The organism is Bosea sp. NBC_00550 (genome assembly GCF_026020075.1).
Lineage (GTDB): Bacteria > Pseudomonadota > Alphaproteobacteria > Rhizobiales > Beijerinckiaceae > Allobosea.
In genome coordinates, this window is the sequence record NZ_CP102772.1 from 4,910,922 (window position 1) to 4,927,480 (window position 16,559).

A 16,559-nucleotide genomic window follows, 5' to 3' on the forward strand; every position below is an offset into this window, starting at 1 on the left:
TTCATCAAACCCGTCCGGACCCGGCGCGACTTCGGGACCTTGGAACGGATCGTCAGACATGCCGAAGGGCCGCCTCTCGGCGGCGCTTCGCGAGTTGCTGTCTATGAAGAAGAGACGACCGGCTAGCGGAGAATGGCCGGCGCGGCTCGGAGATGCCTTGCAACGACGAGCAGCCGGTCCGGTCGCGTTTCCTGCCGCCGGCTCGCCAAGTGGAGCCTTCTCCCTTTCATCGACAATCGAAGGATGAAAGGGGATGCGTGAAGCGCGCCCTGAGCGGCTCGGCAGGCGGCGCCGCCGTCGCGGTCAGTATTCCCGACCGCGCGGGACGAGCCCCTCGATGGGGAGCCCTTTGCGGTGGCGCTCGATCGTCTCGAGCACAAAGGCGGCGCCGCTTTCCGGGCGCGTCATGCTGGCGATGTGAGGTGTCATCACGATGCGCGGGTGGTTCCAGAACGGATGATCCGGCGCCGGGGGCTCGCTTTCGAGCACATCGATCATCGCGCCCGAAAGCTGTCCTGTATCCAATGCGTCCAGCAGGTCGGTTTCGACGAGATGCCCGCCTCGCCCGACATTGATCAGGCCCGCCCCGCGCGGCAGCTGCGAGAACAACCGTGCATCGAGGATGCCTTGCGTGGCCTCGATCAGCGGCAGCAGGCAGATCAGGATATCCGTCTGCGCCAGGAAGGCGGGGAGTTCTGCTGCGCCGGTAAAGCAGGTGACACCCTCGATCTGCCGCGGTGAGCGGTTCCAGCCCGACAAGGGAAAACCGAAGGAACGCAGCTTCGCCAGGCTCGCCTGGCCGAGCTGTCCCAGCCCCAGAATGCCGACACGCCGACCTGCGGGGGGACGGACCTGGATCTCTCGCCAATGCCGCTGGCGCTGCTGGTCGATGAAATCGACCATGTTGCGGTGAAGCATCAGCGTGGCCATGCAAACGAATTCGGCCATGCTTTCGGCGATGCCTGGCTCAAGCATGCGCACGACCGGCAATTCGGGCGGCAATTTGCTGAAATCGAGCTGATCGATGCCGGCACCTACCGAGAAGACCATCTTGAGGTTCGGGAAGGTCTCGGCGATCCGCTCCGGCGGCTGCCAGAGCAGGAGGTTATTCGATGGCCAGCGGATCGCCGATATCCGGCCAGATCCGGAAGGGCGTCTCGGGCGCCTGTCGGGCGAAGGCCGCGGCCCATTGGTCCGCCCGCTCGGCGCTCGCCTTGTAGAGGATGGTCACGGCGGCGCTCCCTAGAACAGCCCGACCGGCGCCAGCGGCCGCCCGTCGACCAGCCGCTCGTAGCTATAGGCGGCGGGATCGACGAAGGACGGGTCACCGCGCACGACATCGGCTGCGAGCTTGCCGGCGGCCGGGCCGATGCCGAAGCCATGGCCCGAGAAGCCGGTGGCGAGGAAGAAGCCCTTCAGGCTGGCGACCGGCGAGATCACCGGCACGGTATCGGGCGTGGAATCGATCGTCCCGCCCCAGGCCTCGGCGATGCGGATGTCCTTGAGCGCGGGGTTGCCGGCGATCAGCGCGGCCAGCGCCGAATTGACCAGCTCCATGTCGGGCGCGGGGTCCTGCACGCGCACTGCCTCGAACGGGGAGGGCTGATCGAACTGCCAGTTGGCGCTGCCGAAAAGCTGCTTGAAGAAATCCGCTCCCAGCCGCAGCTTCAGCCCGGCCCGGCGTTGCTTGAAGGTCGGCCAGAACATCTTGGCGTAGCGCAGGATGTCGGGTGTCAGGTTGACCGTGCCGCGCCCGCGCAGCGCCAGCGTGAAGCCGCCGTCGAGCCGGCGGCGGACGCAATATTCGGTGGTGCCCAGCGCCCCGGCGGTGATCTCGGGCGCCGGCGTGGTGCGGCAGGCGGTGGCGTCGACCAGTCCGATCGGCAGGTCGATTCCGTGGCGCCGGCAGAACAGCGAGGACCAGGCGCCGCCCGCCAGCAGCACGGCCTGGGTGCGGATCGTGCCCTTCTCGGTCACGACTGCGCTGACGGCACCGGCCGTCGTCTCTAGGCCGCGCGCTGCGCAGCCCTGATGGATGGTGACGCCCCGCTTGCGTGCTGCCAGGGCGAGCGCCGGCACGGCCATCGAAGGCTCCGCCCGCCCGTCGCTCGGCGTATGCAGGCCGGCCACCCACTTCTGCGAATTGCCGGGCAGCCTCTCTGCGACCTCGGCCGGGCTCAGCAAGGTGGAGTGGACCTGAAGCTCGCGCGCGATCACGGCCCAGCGTTCCCAATCGGCGGCTTCCTTGGGGTCCTTGGTCAGGAAGAGCACGCCGGTGCGCCGAAAGCCGGTATCGGCCCCGGCCTCTTCCTGCAGCTCTTCCCAGAGGCGCAGAGCTTCGCGCGCAAGCGGAATCTCGGCCCGGGCGCGGCCCTGCTGGCGGCACCAGCCCCAGTTGCGGCTCGACTGCTCGCCCGCGACATGCCCTTTCTCGACCAGCGCGACCGACAAACCCTTGCGGGCGAGATGATAGGCGCTGGATACGCCGATCACGCCGCCCCCGATGACCACCACGTCGACGGCCTCCGGCAGGCGCTCGTCGCTGGGAATGCGGTTGACCGGCGGGGACATGGACGGTGCTCCTGAGGAATGGAGTGGGTAGCCGAGGCGGCGGGAAGGGGTGGCGTCAGTTGATGTCCATGCGCGGATCGAGCGCATCGCGCAGGCCGTCGCCGATGAAGTTGAAGCTGGTCACCGCGAGCGTGATCGCGATGCCGGGGAGGAGCGCAAGCCAGGGCGCGCTCGTCAGGTAGATCTGGGCGTTGTTGAGCATGTTGCCCCAGCTCGAGGCCGGCGGCTGGATGCCATAGCCGAGGAAGCTGATGTAGGATTCGAGCAGGATCGCCTTCGCGACGTTGAGCGTAGCCGCCACCACGATCGGCGCCATCGCGTTGGGCAAAAGGCTCCGGAACATGATGTAGAAATCGCTGGCTCCCACGGCGCGGGCCGCGGCTGCGAAGTCGCGCTCGCGCAGGGAGCGGATCTGCGCCTCGACGATGCGCGCGACATTCATCCAGGACGTCGCGGCGATCAGCAGCGTGGTGGCCAGAATGCCGGGTTCGGTAAGTGCGGCCAGCGCCAGCAGCAGGAAGATCGCCGGGAAGCACAGAACCGCATCGACGAAGCGCATCAGCACCGCGCCGAGCCAGCCGCCGTAGAAGCCCGCGATCACGCCGACCGCGATGCCGATCGCCATCGCCACGGCCATGGCGAGGAAGCCGATCGCCAGCGAGATGCGCCCGCCCATCATCAGCCGGGCGAGGATATCGCGGCCGAGCTCGTCCGTTCCCAGCACATGGACGCCGGAGAACGGCGGCGCGAAGCGCTGCATGATGTCGATATAGGTGTCGTCGAATGGCAGGAGATAGGGCCCGACGACGGAGCCAAGCGCCAGGATGAGGATCGTCACGGAGCCGGCCATGGCGAGCCGATGCCGGCGGAAGCGGCGCCAGGCGGTGTTTCCGGTCGAGGCGGCCACGGGTTCGAGCGAGACGGATGCGGCTTGTGCGCTCATGGCCTCACTCCATCCTGATCCGTGGATCGACCAGCGCGTAGAGCAGGTCGGCGAGCAGCGAGCCGAGCATCACCATCGCGGCCGAGAGCATCAGGATGCCCATCACGACGGGATAGTCGCGATAGGCGATGGAATCGAGGAAGAGCCGGCCCATGCCGGGCCAGGTGAATACGGTTTCCGCGACCAGCGCGCCGCCGAGCAGGGTCGGGAATTGCAGGCCGGCGACGGTGATCATCGGCAGCAGCGCGTTGCGCAGCGCGTGCCGCGACAGCACGTTCCACTCCGGCAGGCCCTTGGCCCGCGCCGTGCGGATGTAGTCCTGGCCGATCACGTCGAGCATGGAGGAGCGCATGAAGCGCGCCCAGATCGCCATCTCGACGAGAGCCAGAACCAGCGCCGGCGCGATCAGGTGATGCAGCAGGTCGAGCACGGAGTCGTCGCCGACCGTGTGGCGGTTGCCGGCCGGCAGCCAGCCGAGCGTGACCGAGAAGACGTAGATCGTGACCAGCCCGAACCAGAAGGTGGGTATCGAGAGCGCGATCATCGCGCCGACGGTCGCGAGCGTGTCGAACAGCGAATAGCGGCGGATCGCACCGAGGATGCCGATCCAGCAGCCGAGCAGGCAGGCGATCAGCGTTGCCGTCGCCATCAGCTCGAAGGTGGCCCGCAGATGCGAGCCTATGGTGACAAGCACGGCCCCGCCGTCGCGATAGGACGTGCCCCAATCTCCCTGCAGCATGCGCCAGAGCCAGTCGGCGTACTGGACCGGCAAGGGCCGGTCCAGGCCGAGCTGGCGCGAGATCCGCGCGATGTCCTCGGGCGACATCTGCGACGACAGCGCGAACTGCGACAGCGGGCCGCCCGGCGCCAGATGCAGGATGGCGAAGCCGAGCATCGAGACGATGAGCAGGAGCACCAGCGCCTGCCCAAGCCGGCGAATGAGATAGGGAACCATCGCAGCGCGACCCGTCCGGCGCTCAGGCCCAGTACCACTCCCGCATGTTCCAGCAATTGGACGAGGTGTTGATGTTGGGCGCGAAGCCCTGCAGCCCGTCCTTGGTGCCTTCGGCGATCACCGACTGGAACAGCGGCAGGATGGCGAGATCGTCGCGGATCAGTTTCTGCAGCGCGCCATAGGTCGCCTTGCGCTCGGCGAGGTCGAACTGCGCCGCGCCTTGGGCCAGCAGCCGGTCGGCCTCCTTGTTCTGGTACTGGTAGGTGTTGTAGCCGCGCCCGCCCTTGGCCGGGATCGCGCTGGAGCCGAAGCGCGGCGTCACGTCGGGGTCGCTGCCCAGCATGAAGTTGACGCCGACGATGACCGACTGGAATTTCGACTGCTGCCAGAAGTCGCCCCAGATCACGGCGGCCGGCATGTTGTTGATGCGCAGCGAGGCACCGATCGCCTTCCAGTCCTGCATCAGGAGCTGCTGCGTCTGCTCGCGCACGGCGTTGCCGCTGGTGGTCGAGTTGGCGAATTCCAGCCGGACGCCGCTCTTCTCGCGGATGCCGCCGGAGCCGCGCTTCCAGCCGGCGGCATCGAGGATGGCGTTGGCCTTGGCGGGATCATAGGCATGGGCCGGCAGGTCCTTGGTGAAGGACCAGGCCTGTTGCGGCACGAAGGATTCCGTCGGCATCGGCAGCCCGTAGTTGAGCGCGTCGATCAACCCCTTCTTGTTGATGCCGAGATAAAGCGCCTCCCGCACCGCCCGGTCGGCGAGCGGGCCGAATTCGAGATTGGGCGCGATATGCTCGATCGATGCCATCGGCGAGACCGTGATCTTGCGGCCCGGCAGGGTCTTCGCCTCCTTGACGAAGTTCGGCAGCACGCCCTGGATGCCGGTGTAGTCGATCTGGCCGGTGCGGAACTGGGTGTAGAGCACGGTCAGATCGGGGACGTATTTGAAGACGATCCGCTCCAGGAACGGGCCGCGCCCGTGATAGCTCTTGTTGGCGAGGAGCTGGATGTGATCGCCCGGCACCCTCTCGCCCCAGCGGAACGGGCCGGTCCCGATCGGCGCATTGTTGAAGGGCGAGGCATTGGGGTCGGACGCCTTCTCCAGCGCGTGCCTGGGCACGATGAAGAACAGCGACAGGATCGACATATAGGGCGAATAGGCGCTCTCCATGCGCCAGTGGATCTCGTCGGGAGCCACCACCTTGATGTCGTGGACGAGGCTGTGCCCGACCCGGTTGCGGGCGCGGAAGGCGGTGTTGTTGACGAGGTCGATGCTGAACTTGACGTCCTCGGCCGTGAAGGGCGTGCCGTCATGCCATTTGGCGTCGTTGCGCAGCTTGACCTTCCAGGTCAGGCCGTCGGCGGAAAGCCCGCCATTCTCGACGGTGGGAACCTCCTTGGCGAGGTCGGCCTGGAAGCGGCCTTCAGGGTCGATGTACCAGAGCGTGCTGAAAAGCTGCCACCAGACGCCCTGATCGACCTCGATGCCGGGCATCAGCGGATGGAAGACCGTCGGCTCCTGCGACAGGCCGGCGACGACCTGGCCCTTCGGCTCGGACGGTGGCTGCGCGGCTCGCAGCGGCAAGGGCACGCTGATGCCCGCCGCCAGCCCCATGCCCATCGCCAGAGCGCCGCGGCGCGTCGGGGCCGTGACTCCAGAATATCCGTCAGACATGATGTGCCTCCTCCTGCGAACCCGGTTCCCGCACTTCGCAACGTGTTTGACACGTTTCCTGCGAACGGAATTTCAATCCCTCTAACTTTTGTTATGCTGACTTCAACATGGCTGAAAAAACCTGTCAATCTTGCCAACGCACTCCGTCGCCGTCATCTCGGGATCGAGCGGCTGTGCTAGGCGTTTCAGGAAACATGCTGAGAGGCGATCGATGAGCAGGCATGATGCTGGACCGGATTCCCTGGACAAGGTGACCAACGAGCCGATCGTCGTTCCCGAGGACGCCGAGCACCGGCTCGGCGAGACGGTCCGGCTTTTGCGCCAGCGCGCCGGCTTGTCGATTCAGGAGGTCTCGCAGCGCACGGGCCTGTCCACCGGCATGATCAGCCAGCTCGAGCGTGCGCTGGCCTCACCCTCGATCAGGAGCCTGCGGCTGCTGAGCATCGCATTGGGCGTGCCGATCTCCTATTTCTTCGAGCCGCATGCCCCCGACCCGTCGTCGCGATACGTCGTGCGCCGGAACGACCGACGCCTCCTCCGCCTCACGGCGAGCGGCGTGCTCAAGGAATCGCTGACGCCGGCCCAGGGCGGCGCGCTCGAGATCTACGAGCTGACGCTCAATCCCGGCGCGTCGTCGGGTGCCGATTTCGTCCAGCATGTCGGAGAGAAGGCGGTCTACGTTCTCGCAGGCCGTATCCGGATCTGGCTCGACCATGAACCCCATGTGCTGGATGCGGGCGACAGCGTCTGCTTCCCCAGCACGGTTCCCCACATGTTCGACAACCCCGAACAGACCGTGGCCCGCGCGATCTGGGTCACGACCTTGCATTCCGGCACGCCGTCGCGGGGCAGCTAAGATCGCAGGCGGATATCAACCGCTCTCGCCCATCAGTATCCTCGTCAAGACGGAAGCCAGCATGGGCTGCGCCAGGGGGAAGGACTGGCCGGCCCAGATCGGGCTGAAATCATCGCTGCCGGCCTTCTCGGCCGCGCTGCGCAGCGGGCCGATCGCACCGCCCGCGGTCGGAAAAGCCGGGGCGTCCTTCGACAACGGCCCAAGCTCGGACATCAGGCGATTGACGATGCCCCGCGCCGGCCGGCCCGTGAACAGATTCGTGACGGCTGTCGGCCGGTCGGGCGAGCCGAGCGCCTGCCGATGGACGTCGGATATGCTGGCCTCGGGCGTCACCAGATAGGCTGTCCCGACCTGCACGCCCGCCGCCCCCAGCGCGAATGCGGCCTCGACGCCGCGCCTGTCGGAAATGCCGCCCGCGGCGATCACCGGCACCGAGACGGCATCGACGATCTGGGGGACCAGCGCGAAGGTTCCGATCTGTTCGGACATCCTGTCAGTCAGGAAGCTGCCCCGATGGCCACCCGCTTCCGCGCCCATCGCGATGACGGCGTCGACCCCGCGCTCGACGAGCCAGCGCGCCTCGGCCACCGTGGTGGCGGAGGCGATCACCACGGCACCCGTGCGCTTCACCCTGTCGAGCAGATCTGCCGGCGGCAGGCCGAAATGAAAGCTGACCACCTCCGGCCGATAGTCCTCCACGACGGCCGCACCCGTCGCGTCGAACGGTGTTCTCCCGCCCGGCGCCTTCGGCATGTCCGGATCGAGGCCGGCTTCGGCATAGTAGCCGGTGAGCTGCGAGAGCCATGCGGCCTGACGCGCAGGGTCGTCGGCGGGGTTGGTGTGGCAGAAGAAGTTCAGGTTGATCGGGCGCGACGTGCCCGCCCGGACCCGGTCCAATGCCGCCCGCAGGCCGCGCTCGTCATATTGCGCGCTCGGCAGCGAGCCCAGCCCACCCACCTCGCTGACGGCTATGACCATCTCCGGCGTCGTCGCGCCCGCCATCGGCGCCTGGATGATCGGCAGCTCGACGCCGAGAAGCGCAGTCAGCCTGGATTGATATGATGTGGTCATCGTCTTTCCTTTCGCGGTTCCTGCCGATTGTCGGGCCTGTTCGGACACATCCATGATCTCAGGCGGGGCTCGATGTCGCCCGCATCGCAGCCTCCCGAGCGGCCGTCTCCGCCAGGTCGACCCGTCGAGGCTCCATCTTGGGCAGGCTCAGTGCAGCCGCAGTCAACAGGACGAGGCCGGCCAGGAGAAGCGAAGCGTCGAAGGAACCGGTCGAAAGATAGAGGGCATTCGCAACGAAGGGGCCGGCGATCTGCCCTGCACCATAGGCGAGCGTCATCACGGCGATCATGTCGAACCGGACGAGCGCTGCGACCTTGCGGGCCGCCGGCAGCGCGATCGTGACGGTGCCGACGAAGGTTCCGCCGACGATGAGGGCGCTGGCGACATAGGCCACGGGATGATGCAGCACCGGCAGGACAACGCCGACAGCCTGCACGCCCAGGTTCGCCGCGAGGCTGATGTTGCTGCCCCAGCGCCGATGCAGCGCGTGCCAGAGGAAGCAGGACGGCACGGCGCCCAGGCCGAAGAGCGCCCAGATATGCGCCGGATCGACCGAGCCCAGCGCATTCCGCACGAGCAACGGCAGGTAGGTTGCAGTGACGATGTAGCCGAAGCCCGCCAGGCCATAGACGATTGTCAGCCGGTAGGGCCCGAGCAGGCCGCCGATCGCGGTCGCATGGGAGGTCGGCGGCGGCTCGTCCCGTTCCGCCCGGGACTGAAGCCACAAGGCGACCGATCCTAGAACAAGCGACACCCCGCCCAGCAGGAGCCAGACCCATCGGCTTGGCAGCGCCGCGGCGTGCCCGGCTGCAATGATTTCCGCGGAAAGCAGGATGCCGATTCCGACGCCTGCGAAAAGTGTCGCGGCCTGATGGGAAAGGCCGCGATCGTGAAGGAGCCACTGCGCCGCCGCGACCATGGCGATCGCGCTCGAGACGCCTGCCAGGCCGCGAACCAGGATAACGAGCGGAGAAGACAAGGGCAGGCCGAGCGGGGCGAGCAAGGCGGCCGTCGTCAGCACCGCCAGCGCACACATCGCCCGGCTCGAGCGGGTCGGCCACAGGCTCAGCAGCAATGCGCCGATCAGATAGCCGGCGTAGTTGGCCGAGGCGGCATATGAGCCTGCCTCGACGCTGATCTGCCGCTCGGCGACCATCAGGGGATAGAGGCCGGTGAACGCAAAGCGCCCGAAACCCATGCCGATCGCCAGCACCAGCGCACCGGCCAGGGCGGTTGTCCGGTCATTGCGAGACATCGATACTCTCCGTGATGGTCAGCTCCGCAAGTCGCCGCCCGGCGGCTCGGCCGTTCGATGCCGAGCCGCGCGGGTAGGGGCGTTCAAGCCCCGGTAGGGCGAGTCTGGCTCGCTGCGCGCCGCTTGCGGTATTCCGGGACAGGCAAGCCGCCCCAGCCCCAGTTATCGAGCTCGACCTCCTCGATCACGACGAAGGTCGAGTCGAGCGGCTTGTTCAGTACGTCGAGCAGAAGCTGGCTGACGCCGGCGATGAGCTGCGCCTTCTCCTCGGCCGTGACAGAGGCGCGGCCGGGGCTGGAGCCTTCCTGCGTGACCTGTATGGTGACGATCGGCATGGCCGTCTCCCTCAGTGCCCGGCGCTCTGGCCGCCATCGACATGCAGGATCTCGCCTGTGACGAAGCCGGCGCCCTCCAGGAACAGCACGGCCTCGACGACGTCCCGAATGTCGCCCATCCGCTTCACTGGATGGAGGTTGGCCAGAAATTCATACGTCTGCGGCGCGTGCATCGGCGTCTTGATCACGCCCGGAGAGACCGCATTCACGCGGATGCCCCTGCCGGCGTATTCGATCGCCAGCGCCTTCGTCGCCGCGTTGATCCCGCCCTTGGTCAGGTTGGCCAGCACGGTCGGGACGCCGGCGATCGCATGGTCGGTGAGGCTGGTGGTGATGTTGACGATATGGCCCGAGCCCTGCTTCAGCATGATGCCCGCGGCCTGCTGCGTGATGTGAAAGAAGCCGGCGAGATTGGTCGCGATCTTGCTCTCGAAATCCGCGAGCGTGTAGTCGGTGAAGGGCTTGGCGATGAAGAGGCCGGCATTGTTGACCAGCGTGTCGACGCGCCCGAAGCGGGCCAGCGCCTCGCGGATCACGGCCTCGGCCGTCGCGGGATCGGCGATATCTCCGGGGATGGCCAGGATATCCTCGTCGCCGCTTTGCTTGATCGAGCGCGACGTTGCGACGACGCGATAGTTGCGGTCACGAAATCCCTTGACCAGCCCGGCGCCGATGCCCTGCGAGGCACCGGTGACGATGGCGACTTTCCGTTCGTTGCTCATGATGATCCTCTGGCCTCCGCCTGTGAAGGAGATGGCTGGTGCCCAGCCCATCTCGTTCGGTGAGGATCATTTTGGAGGTTTCGCGGATCGTTTGAATGCCCGCCGTACGGTAGACATTCTTCCCTGAAGTGGAAGAATGTCCGGGTCAGTCGTCCAGCGCGACCGCTTCTGCCGTGAGCCGTGCAAAATCCGCCCGCAGTCGCGGTACCGCGAAATCCAGGAACGCCCGGACTTTGGGAACCGTCGAGCGCCCCTGCGGCAGCAGCAGATTCACGGGTCTGGCTGGTGGTTCGGTCCCCCGCAGCAGGAGCTGCAACGAGCCGTCCTGAACGCGTTCGGCGACCTGATAGGTGAGGAGACGGGTGACACCCAGCCCGCCGACGGCGGCGCCGAGAGCCGCCCGCACGCTGTTGACGATCAAGCGTGGCTTGAACTGAACGGAACGCGCTATGGATCCGCCCTTGGGCGGCGAGAAGACCCAGCTATCTCGCCCGAAATCGGTGCAGGCGATGATGCTGTGCCGGGTCAGGTCACCCGGCTCGTCGATGCGGGGATGCTGACTCAGATAGCGCGGAGCGGCCACGATCACCGGCCTCACCTCACCGCCGATGCGGATGGCCGTCATCGAGGAATCCGGCAGTTCCAGCACGCGCAAGGCGATGTCGATGCCCTCCTCGATCAGGTTCGCGCTGCGCGCGAACAGGACGAGATTGACCGATACGGCCGGGTAAGCCTCGATATAGGCGTCGATGATCGGGCGCAGGATCTCCTCGCCGCTGACCGTAGGCGCCGTGATCGTCAAGGTTCCGCGCGGCGCGGCCCGTTCGCCGGCCCCTATGGCCTCGGCCTCCTGCAGGTCGACGAGGATGCGGCGGCAGGCGGCGGCGTAGCGCTCGCCGATCTCGCTGAGCTTGATGGCGCGCGTGGTGCGGTGGAGCAGCGTCGCTCCCACCTGCCGCTCCAGAAAGGCGATCGCCCGGCTCACGGCCGCCGGCGACCTGCCGAGCTGACGCCCCGCACCGGCGAGGCTTCCCTCATCCAGGGCGGCAACGAAGACCTTCATCGCCTCTATGCGATCCATGCGGTGTCAGAAGCCTCGTGAGATCAAGCCGAGTCAATTTAGGCGATCGAAGACGCGCTGGGTATGAGCTCTGCTGCAGTCATCGGCAGCAAAGGCGGTGCAACTCCGAGGCGATGAGGAAGGCACGGTCGCCAGCAGCGCGTTGAGGCCTGCGAAACGCTGCCCGAGATCCACTCCACATCGATGTGCACCGGCCCCCCAACGACCGTTGCAGAGGACCGCGATGGCCATCGCTGGAGCGCGCGGTCGTCTGAGCGATCATGGCAGCCGATCGGCGCGTGCCTGTCGATTGATGCGCGCGGCGGCGTCGAACATCTCTCTCATTCCGCGGACAACGGTGAGGAAGGCGGTAATGACCCGGCTGGCTTCCCGCTGCTTCAGCACGACGACATGCGCATAGGTGTAGACTTCGGCCCCCTCGATCGGGATCAGCCGCAAGTTCTCATCGGGCACGAACTCCGCTTCCGAGACGTAGCTGATGCCAAGTCCGCGAATGACCGCCTCCCTCACCGCCTCGCGGCTGCCGATCTCCATCACGAGTCGTGGTTTCGTGTTCGTCCTGGCAAGGGCGTTCTCGAAGGCGCGGCGGGTCGTCGAACCCAGTTCCCGGACGATCATCGGCTCACTTTCCAGCTCCGTCAGTCGGATACTGCTGCGGTCGGCAAAGCGATGATCGCGCCTGACGAAGAGCGCCACCGGATGGCGCCGATACGGAATGGTCAGCAGCCGGTCGTCCTCGTCGATATAGGCGAGGACCGCGACGTCGCATCGGTAGCTGGCGAGGTCATCCAGGACTTCGGTCGAATTGCCGATCTTTACCGCAAGCTCGATGCCCGGATAGGCCTGATTGAAGGCGGCCAGCATCTCCGTGACGTGAAACGGGCCGACGGCGCTGATCGAGAGACGGCCCGTCCGGAGTTCGCGCGTTTCCGACAGGAAGGCGAGCGCCTCGGCCTCCTCGGCGAAGAGGCGGGTGGTGATGGCGAGAAGCTGGCGGCCGGTGTCGCTGAGTTCCCGCCGTCGGCCGCGCTTGACGAAGAGCTCGACGCCGAACTCATCCTCCAGCGCGCCGACCTGCGCGGTCAGGGTCGGCTGGCTGATGTTGAACGTCTCGGCTGCTGCATTGAAGCCTCCGGCGTTCGCGACATTGTGGAAGGAGCGCAGCTGGGTATAACGCATAGCAAATTTCTATCTATAGAGATCAAAAAATCAATTTGTTATGATGGATGAGCTCTGTGAGCATCCTCGAAACGGTGTCGGCAAGGCACCTGTAGCGAGGGCGGAAGGCATGAGCTGGGCGTACTGGAATCCCGTGAAGATCCGGTTCGGGTCTGGCCTCTTCGATGAGGTCGCGAAGCTTGTCGGCACCCGGCGCTGGGCGCTCGTTACCTATGACCAGCCGATCTTCCACGAATTGTCCGCCCGCCTCGCGAAGGCTGCCGGCGCTCCGGTGGTCACGATCAGCAACATCGAGACCAACCCGGACTGCGCGGATCTGGTCGAATCCTGCCGGCAATTCGGCGCGGCTTCGCAGGTGCCCGAGGTCATCGTCGCGCTCGGCGGCGGCTCGATGATCGATGCGGCCAAGGTGCTGGCCGCCAGCGGCGGCGACTTCGAAACGGTGCGGCGCCATCTCGTCGACAAGGTGCCCCTCGACGCCGACACGATCGTCCCGATCATCGCCGTGCCGACGACGGCGGGAACCGGAAGCGAGGTCACCTCCTGGGCGACCGTTTGGGATTCGGCCAACGGCAGCAAGTACTCGCTCGCCCATCCGCGGCTCTACCCCGAGACGGCGGTGCTCGATCCGGTCCTGACTGTCGGCGCACCCCGCGGCCTGACGCTGGCGACCGGGCTCGACGCCCTGTCGCATGCGCTCGAAAGCATCTGGAACGTCAACGGCAATCCGGTTTCAGCCAACTACGCGGTCGAGGCCGCGCGCGAGATCATCGATACCCTGCCGCGCCTGCTGGAGCGGCTCGACGACGTCGAGCTCAGGGCGCGACAGATGCGTGCCAGCCTGCTGGCGGGCCTCGCCTTCTCGAACACCAAGACGGCGCTCGCCCACAACATCTCCTACGACATTACGCTGAAGAGCGGCACGATCCACGGCATCGCCTGCTCCTTCTCGCTGCCGATCGTGATGCGCTGGGCGACCGGCGTGCAGCCGCAATGCGATGCGGCGCTGCGCCGTGTCTTCGGGGCCGATCTGGAGCAGGGCGCCGAGCGGCTCGATGCTTTCCTGCAAGGTCTGGGCGTCAGGACGGACCCCGCCGCCTACGGTGTCTCGCCGGCCGAATGGGACCGTCTGGTCGACAAGGCCATGCAAGGCGAGCGCGGGCGCAACTTCATCGGGAAACTGGCCGCCAAAGCAGCCTGACATTTCGCAGATCCGGGCAATCGCGCCCTTCGTTCACCGGCAAGGTCAAAGACCACCGGCTCATCTGGGAGGATGACATGAACATATCGCGTCGGAAGATCATCACGAGCGCTCTCGCCGGAGCAGGCGCTGCGCTGGCCATGCCGAACATCGGCCGTGCCCAGACGAAACTGATCAAGGTCGGCCTGATTCCCTCCGAGGATTCGCGCGCCATGCTCGAATCCAGCCAGCAGCTTCTGGACGCGCTGGAGAAGAATCTCGGCATCAAGGTCCAGGGCTTCGTCGCCTCGGACTATAACGGCGTCATCGAGGCGATGCGCTCGAGCCATGTCGACGTCGCCTATCTCGGACCGTTCTCCTATGTGCTCGGCACGACGGTGGCGCCGATCGAGGCTTTCGCCACGGCGGAAACGGCGAAATCCGGGCGGACCTTCTACCACAGCCAGATCATCACCCGGAAAGACAGCGGCATCAAAGAGGTCAAGGACCTGAAGGGCCGCACCTTCGCCTTCGTCGATCCGTCCTCGACCTCGGGGCACCTCTTCCCCAAGGCCGGGCTGATGAAGATCGGCTTCGATCCCGAGAAGGATTTCGGGCGCGTGCTCTTCACCGGTTCGCATGATGCGAATGCGCTCGCCGTCGCGAACAAGCGGGTCGACGCCGCGACGATCGCGGACCGCATCTTCGATGCGGCCGTACAGAAGAAGCTGGTCGATCCTGCCGACATCCACGTCGTCTGGCGTTCCGATCCGATTCCGGAGTCGCCGACCTGCTGGCGCAAGAACCTGCCCGATGATCTGAAGCAGCAGATCAAGGGCGCCTTCCTGAACATCCGGGACATCACCTGGGCCGATCAGGGCAAGCTCAACCGCTTCGTCGAGACCAACGACCAAGCCTACGACATCATTCGAGACACGGCCAAGGTGCTGAAGCTCGACCTGGTCAAGATGAAGTAGTCGCCCAGCGCGACCGGCGGAGGATCTCGGATGATCAAGATCGAAGGCCTGAAGAAGTCGTATGCCGGGCGCCCCGTTCTGCAGGGTATCGACCTCACCGTGAAGGCCGGGGAATTCCTCGTCGTTCTCGGCCCGAGCGGCGCCGGCAAATCGACGCTGCTGCGCTGTATCAACGGCCTCGCGCAGCCCGATGCGGGGCGAACCGTGATCGACGGCATGGTGTTCGATGCGAAGCGCCGCGCACGGGGCTCGCGCCCCGTCGCGATGATCTTTCAGCACCATAATCTGGTGAAGCGCCTGTCCGTGCTGAAGAACGTGCTGGTCGGCCGCATGGCCGGCCTGTCGTCCATCCTCACCATGCTGCAGCTCTTCCCCAAACGGGACGTCGAGATCGCGATGGAGGCGCTGGCGCGCGTCGAGCTGCCGCATAAGGCGAATTCGCGCGGCGACCAGCTCTCGGGCGGCGAGCAACAGCGCGTCGGCATCGCCCGCGCGCTGGCGCAGCAGCCGGCGGTGATCCTCTGCGACGAGCCCGTCGCCAGCCTCGATCCGAAGACCTCCCGCGTCGTCCTCGGTTACCTCAAGGCGATCTGCAAGGAGGAGGGCATCGCGGTGATCTGCAACCTCCATCAGGTCGATTACGCCGTCGAATTCGGCGAACGCATCGTCGGCCTGAGCGGCGGCAAGGTGATCTTCGACGACACGCCGGACCAGCTGACGACGGAGATCGTGCACAAGATCTACCCCGGGCTGGAGGATCCCGGCATCAGCCGCGTGCTGAAGCCGCGGCCCGCACCGCAGCCCGCAGTCATCACCCCCATGGTCGCCGTCGCGACGGCTTGAACGAGACAGGATCCGGCCATGTCATTCGGTAGCTTGCAACTCGTCATGCGTCCGCCCCAAGGCCGTTTCGGCTGGTGGGGCGTCGCGCTCGCATCCCTCGCGATCGTCGCCTTCCTCTGGTGGGCGGCGATCGGTTCGCAGATCAACGCGACCAATCTCTGGAACGGAATCCCCTATATGTGGGACTTCCTGGTCCGGATGACGCCGCCCAATCCCGAGTTCCTCGAACGGCTCTGGAAACCGGCCCTCGAAAGCCTGCAGGTCGCCGTCTGGGGCACCCTGCTCGGGGTCGTCCTGGCGCTGCCGATCTGCTTCTTCGCAGCGCGCAACCTGACCCCGAGCCCGGCCGTCTTCCATGCGACGCGGCAATTGCTCAACTGCATGCGCGGCATCAACGAGATCATCCTGGCGCTGATCTTCGTGGCGGCTATCGGATTGGGCCCCTTCGCCGGCGTGCTCGCGCTCGCCATCCACGGTGCCGGCATGCTCGGCAAGTTCTTCGCCGAGGCGATGGAGGATATCGACGAAGGGCCGCTGGAGGCCTTCCGCTCGGCCGGAGTCGGCCCGTTCCAGACCTTCTTCTTCGGCGTGTTGCCGCAGGTCCTGCCGACCTGGCTCGGCACCATCTTCTACCGGCTGGAGACCAATGTCCGGCAGTCGACGGTGCTCGGCATGGTCGGCGCCGGCGGCATCGGCTTCGAGCTGGTATCCTCGATGAAGCTCTTCAAGTACCAGGACACCGCCACCTGCATCCTCGTCATCCTCGCGATGGTGCTGGTGGCCGACCTGGTCTCGTCTCGCGTCCGGGCGCTGATCCGCTGACCGGCGCGGCAGGGATTTCGATCTGAGCCTGCATCCGAGGGTTGGGCGCAAGCGGGCGGACTTATGCCCGTCCGCAGTGCGACGGCCAGCCGCT

The 16,559-nt window shown here is 66.3% G+C and carries 15 protein-coding genes and 1 pseudogene; 5 read left to right on the top strand and 11 right to left on the bottom strand.

Translation table 11 applies throughout. The features are described 5' to 3' along the window. Positions 1-303 precede the first annotated feature (303 nt). From NWE53_RS23330 to NWE53_RS23350, 5 genes and pseudogenes are all read right to left on the bottom strand, one after another. A pseudogene (locus NWE53_RS23330) lies at positions 304-1,231 on the bottom strand (2-hydroxyacid dehydrogenase). An 11-nt stretch (positions 1,232-1,242) separates the two neighbouring features. Further along, the gene (locus NWE53_RS23335) at positions 1,243-2,571 is read right to left on the bottom strand and encodes an NAD(P)/FAD-dependent oxidoreductase (RefSeq protein ID WP_265051711.1); all 1,329 of its coding nucleotides are present in this window, start codon (positions 2,569-2,571) and stop codon (positions 1,243-1,245) included. A gap of 55 nt (positions 2,572-2,626) precedes the next feature. Next, positions 2,627-3,514, bottom strand: a complete 888-nt coding sequence (locus NWE53_RS23340; RefSeq protein ID WP_265051712.1) for an ABC transporter permease — start codon at positions 3,512-3,514, stop codon at positions 2,627-2,629. Between the two features lie 4 nt (positions 3,515-3,518). Then, positions 3,519-4,469: an ABC transporter permease gene (locus tag NWE53_RS23345; RefSeq protein ID WP_265051713.1), complete on the bottom strand. Its 951-nt coding sequence runs from the start codon at positions 4,467-4,469 to the stop codon at positions 3,519-3,521. A gap of 22 nt (positions 4,470-4,491) precedes the next feature. Beyond that, positions 4,492-6,144: a peptide ABC transporter substrate-binding protein gene (locus NWE53_RS23350; RefSeq protein WP_442864888.1), complete on the bottom strand. Its 1,653-nt coding sequence runs from the start codon at positions 6,142-6,144 to the stop codon at positions 4,492-4,494. A gap of 211 nt (positions 6,145-6,355) precedes the next feature. Between NWE53_RS23350 and NWE53_RS23355 the strand changes: the two genes are divergently transcribed. Beyond that, positions 6,356-7,000, top strand: coding sequence for a cupin domain-containing protein (locus NWE53_RS23355; protein ID WP_265051714.1), 645 nt, complete (start codon positions 6,356-6,358; stop codon positions 6,998-7,000). Between the two features lie 15 nt (positions 7,001-7,015). On the opposite strand, the gene NWE53_RS23360 is transcribed toward NWE53_RS23355, so the two are convergent. From NWE53_RS23360 to NWE53_RS23385, 6 genes are all read right to left on the bottom strand, one after another. After that, positions 7,016-8,071 (bottom strand): NAD(P)H-dependent flavin oxidoreductase, encoded by a 1,056-nt coding sequence (locus tag NWE53_RS23360; RefSeq protein WP_265051715.1) that lies wholly within the window; start codon positions 8,069-8,071, stop codon positions 7,016-7,018. 58 nt (positions 8,072-8,129) lie between these two features. Then, positions 8,130-9,326 carry a YbfB/YjiJ family MFS transporter gene (locus NWE53_RS23365; RefSeq protein ID WP_265051716.1) on the bottom strand — a complete coding sequence of 399 codons (1,197 nt, stop codon included), beginning with the start codon at positions 9,324-9,326 and terminating at the stop codon, positions 8,130-8,132. Between the two features lie 83 nt (positions 9,327-9,409). Beyond that, on the bottom strand, positions 9,410-9,661 hold the full coding sequence (locus NWE53_RS23370; protein ID WP_265051717.1) for a tautomerase family protein: 252 nt from the start codon (positions 9,659-9,661) through the stop codon (positions 9,410-9,412). A gap of 11 nt (positions 9,662-9,672) precedes the next feature. After that, positions 9,673-10,383: an SDR family NAD(P)-dependent oxidoreductase gene (locus NWE53_RS23375; protein ID WP_265051718.1), complete on the bottom strand. Its 711-nt coding sequence runs from the start codon at positions 10,381-10,383 to the stop codon at positions 9,673-9,675. Positions 10,384-10,528: 145 nt separating this feature from the next. After that, positions 10,529-11,464, bottom strand: a complete 936-nt coding sequence (locus NWE53_RS23380; RefSeq protein WP_265051719.1) for a LysR family transcriptional regulator — start codon at positions 11,462-11,464, stop codon at positions 10,529-10,531. A 258-nt stretch (positions 11,465-11,722) separates the two neighbouring features. Next, the gene (locus NWE53_RS23385; RefSeq protein ID WP_265051720.1) at positions 11,723-12,643 is read right to left on the bottom strand and encodes a LysR substrate-binding domain-containing protein; all 921 of its coding nucleotides are present in this window, start codon (positions 12,641-12,643) and stop codon (positions 11,723-11,725) included. 109 nt (positions 12,644-12,752) lie between these two features. Between NWE53_RS23385 and psrA the strand changes: the two genes are divergently transcribed. The 4 genes from psrA (at position 12,753) to phnE (ending at position 16,465) form a co-directional block, all read left to right on the top strand. Beyond that, entirely contained in the window at positions 12,753-13,844 is a 1,092-nt protein-coding gene (psrA, locus tag NWE53_RS23390) for an iron-containing alcohol dehydrogenase PsrA (protein WP_265051721.1), read from the top strand. Between the two features lie 77 nt (positions 13,845-13,921). After that, positions 13,922-14,800, top strand: coding sequence for a phosphonate ABC transporter substrate-binding protein (gene phnD, locus NWE53_RS23395; RefSeq protein WP_265051722.1), 879 nt, complete (start codon positions 13,922-13,924; stop codon positions 14,798-14,800). Between the two features lie 30 nt (positions 14,801-14,830). After that, positions 14,831-15,643 carry a phosphonate ABC transporter ATP-binding protein gene (gene phnC, locus NWE53_RS23400; RefSeq protein ID WP_265051723.1) on the top strand — a complete coding sequence of 271 codons (813 nt, stop codon included), beginning with the start codon at positions 14,831-14,833 and terminating at the stop codon, positions 15,641-15,643. 18 nt (positions 15,644-15,661) lie between these two features. Beyond that, positions 15,662-16,465 (top strand): phosphonate ABC transporter, permease protein PhnE, encoded by an 804-nt coding sequence (gene phnE / locus NWE53_RS23405; protein WP_265051724.1) that lies wholly within the window; start codon positions 15,662-15,664, stop codon positions 16,463-16,465. The last annotated feature ends 94 nt before the right edge of the window (positions 16,466-16,559 follow it).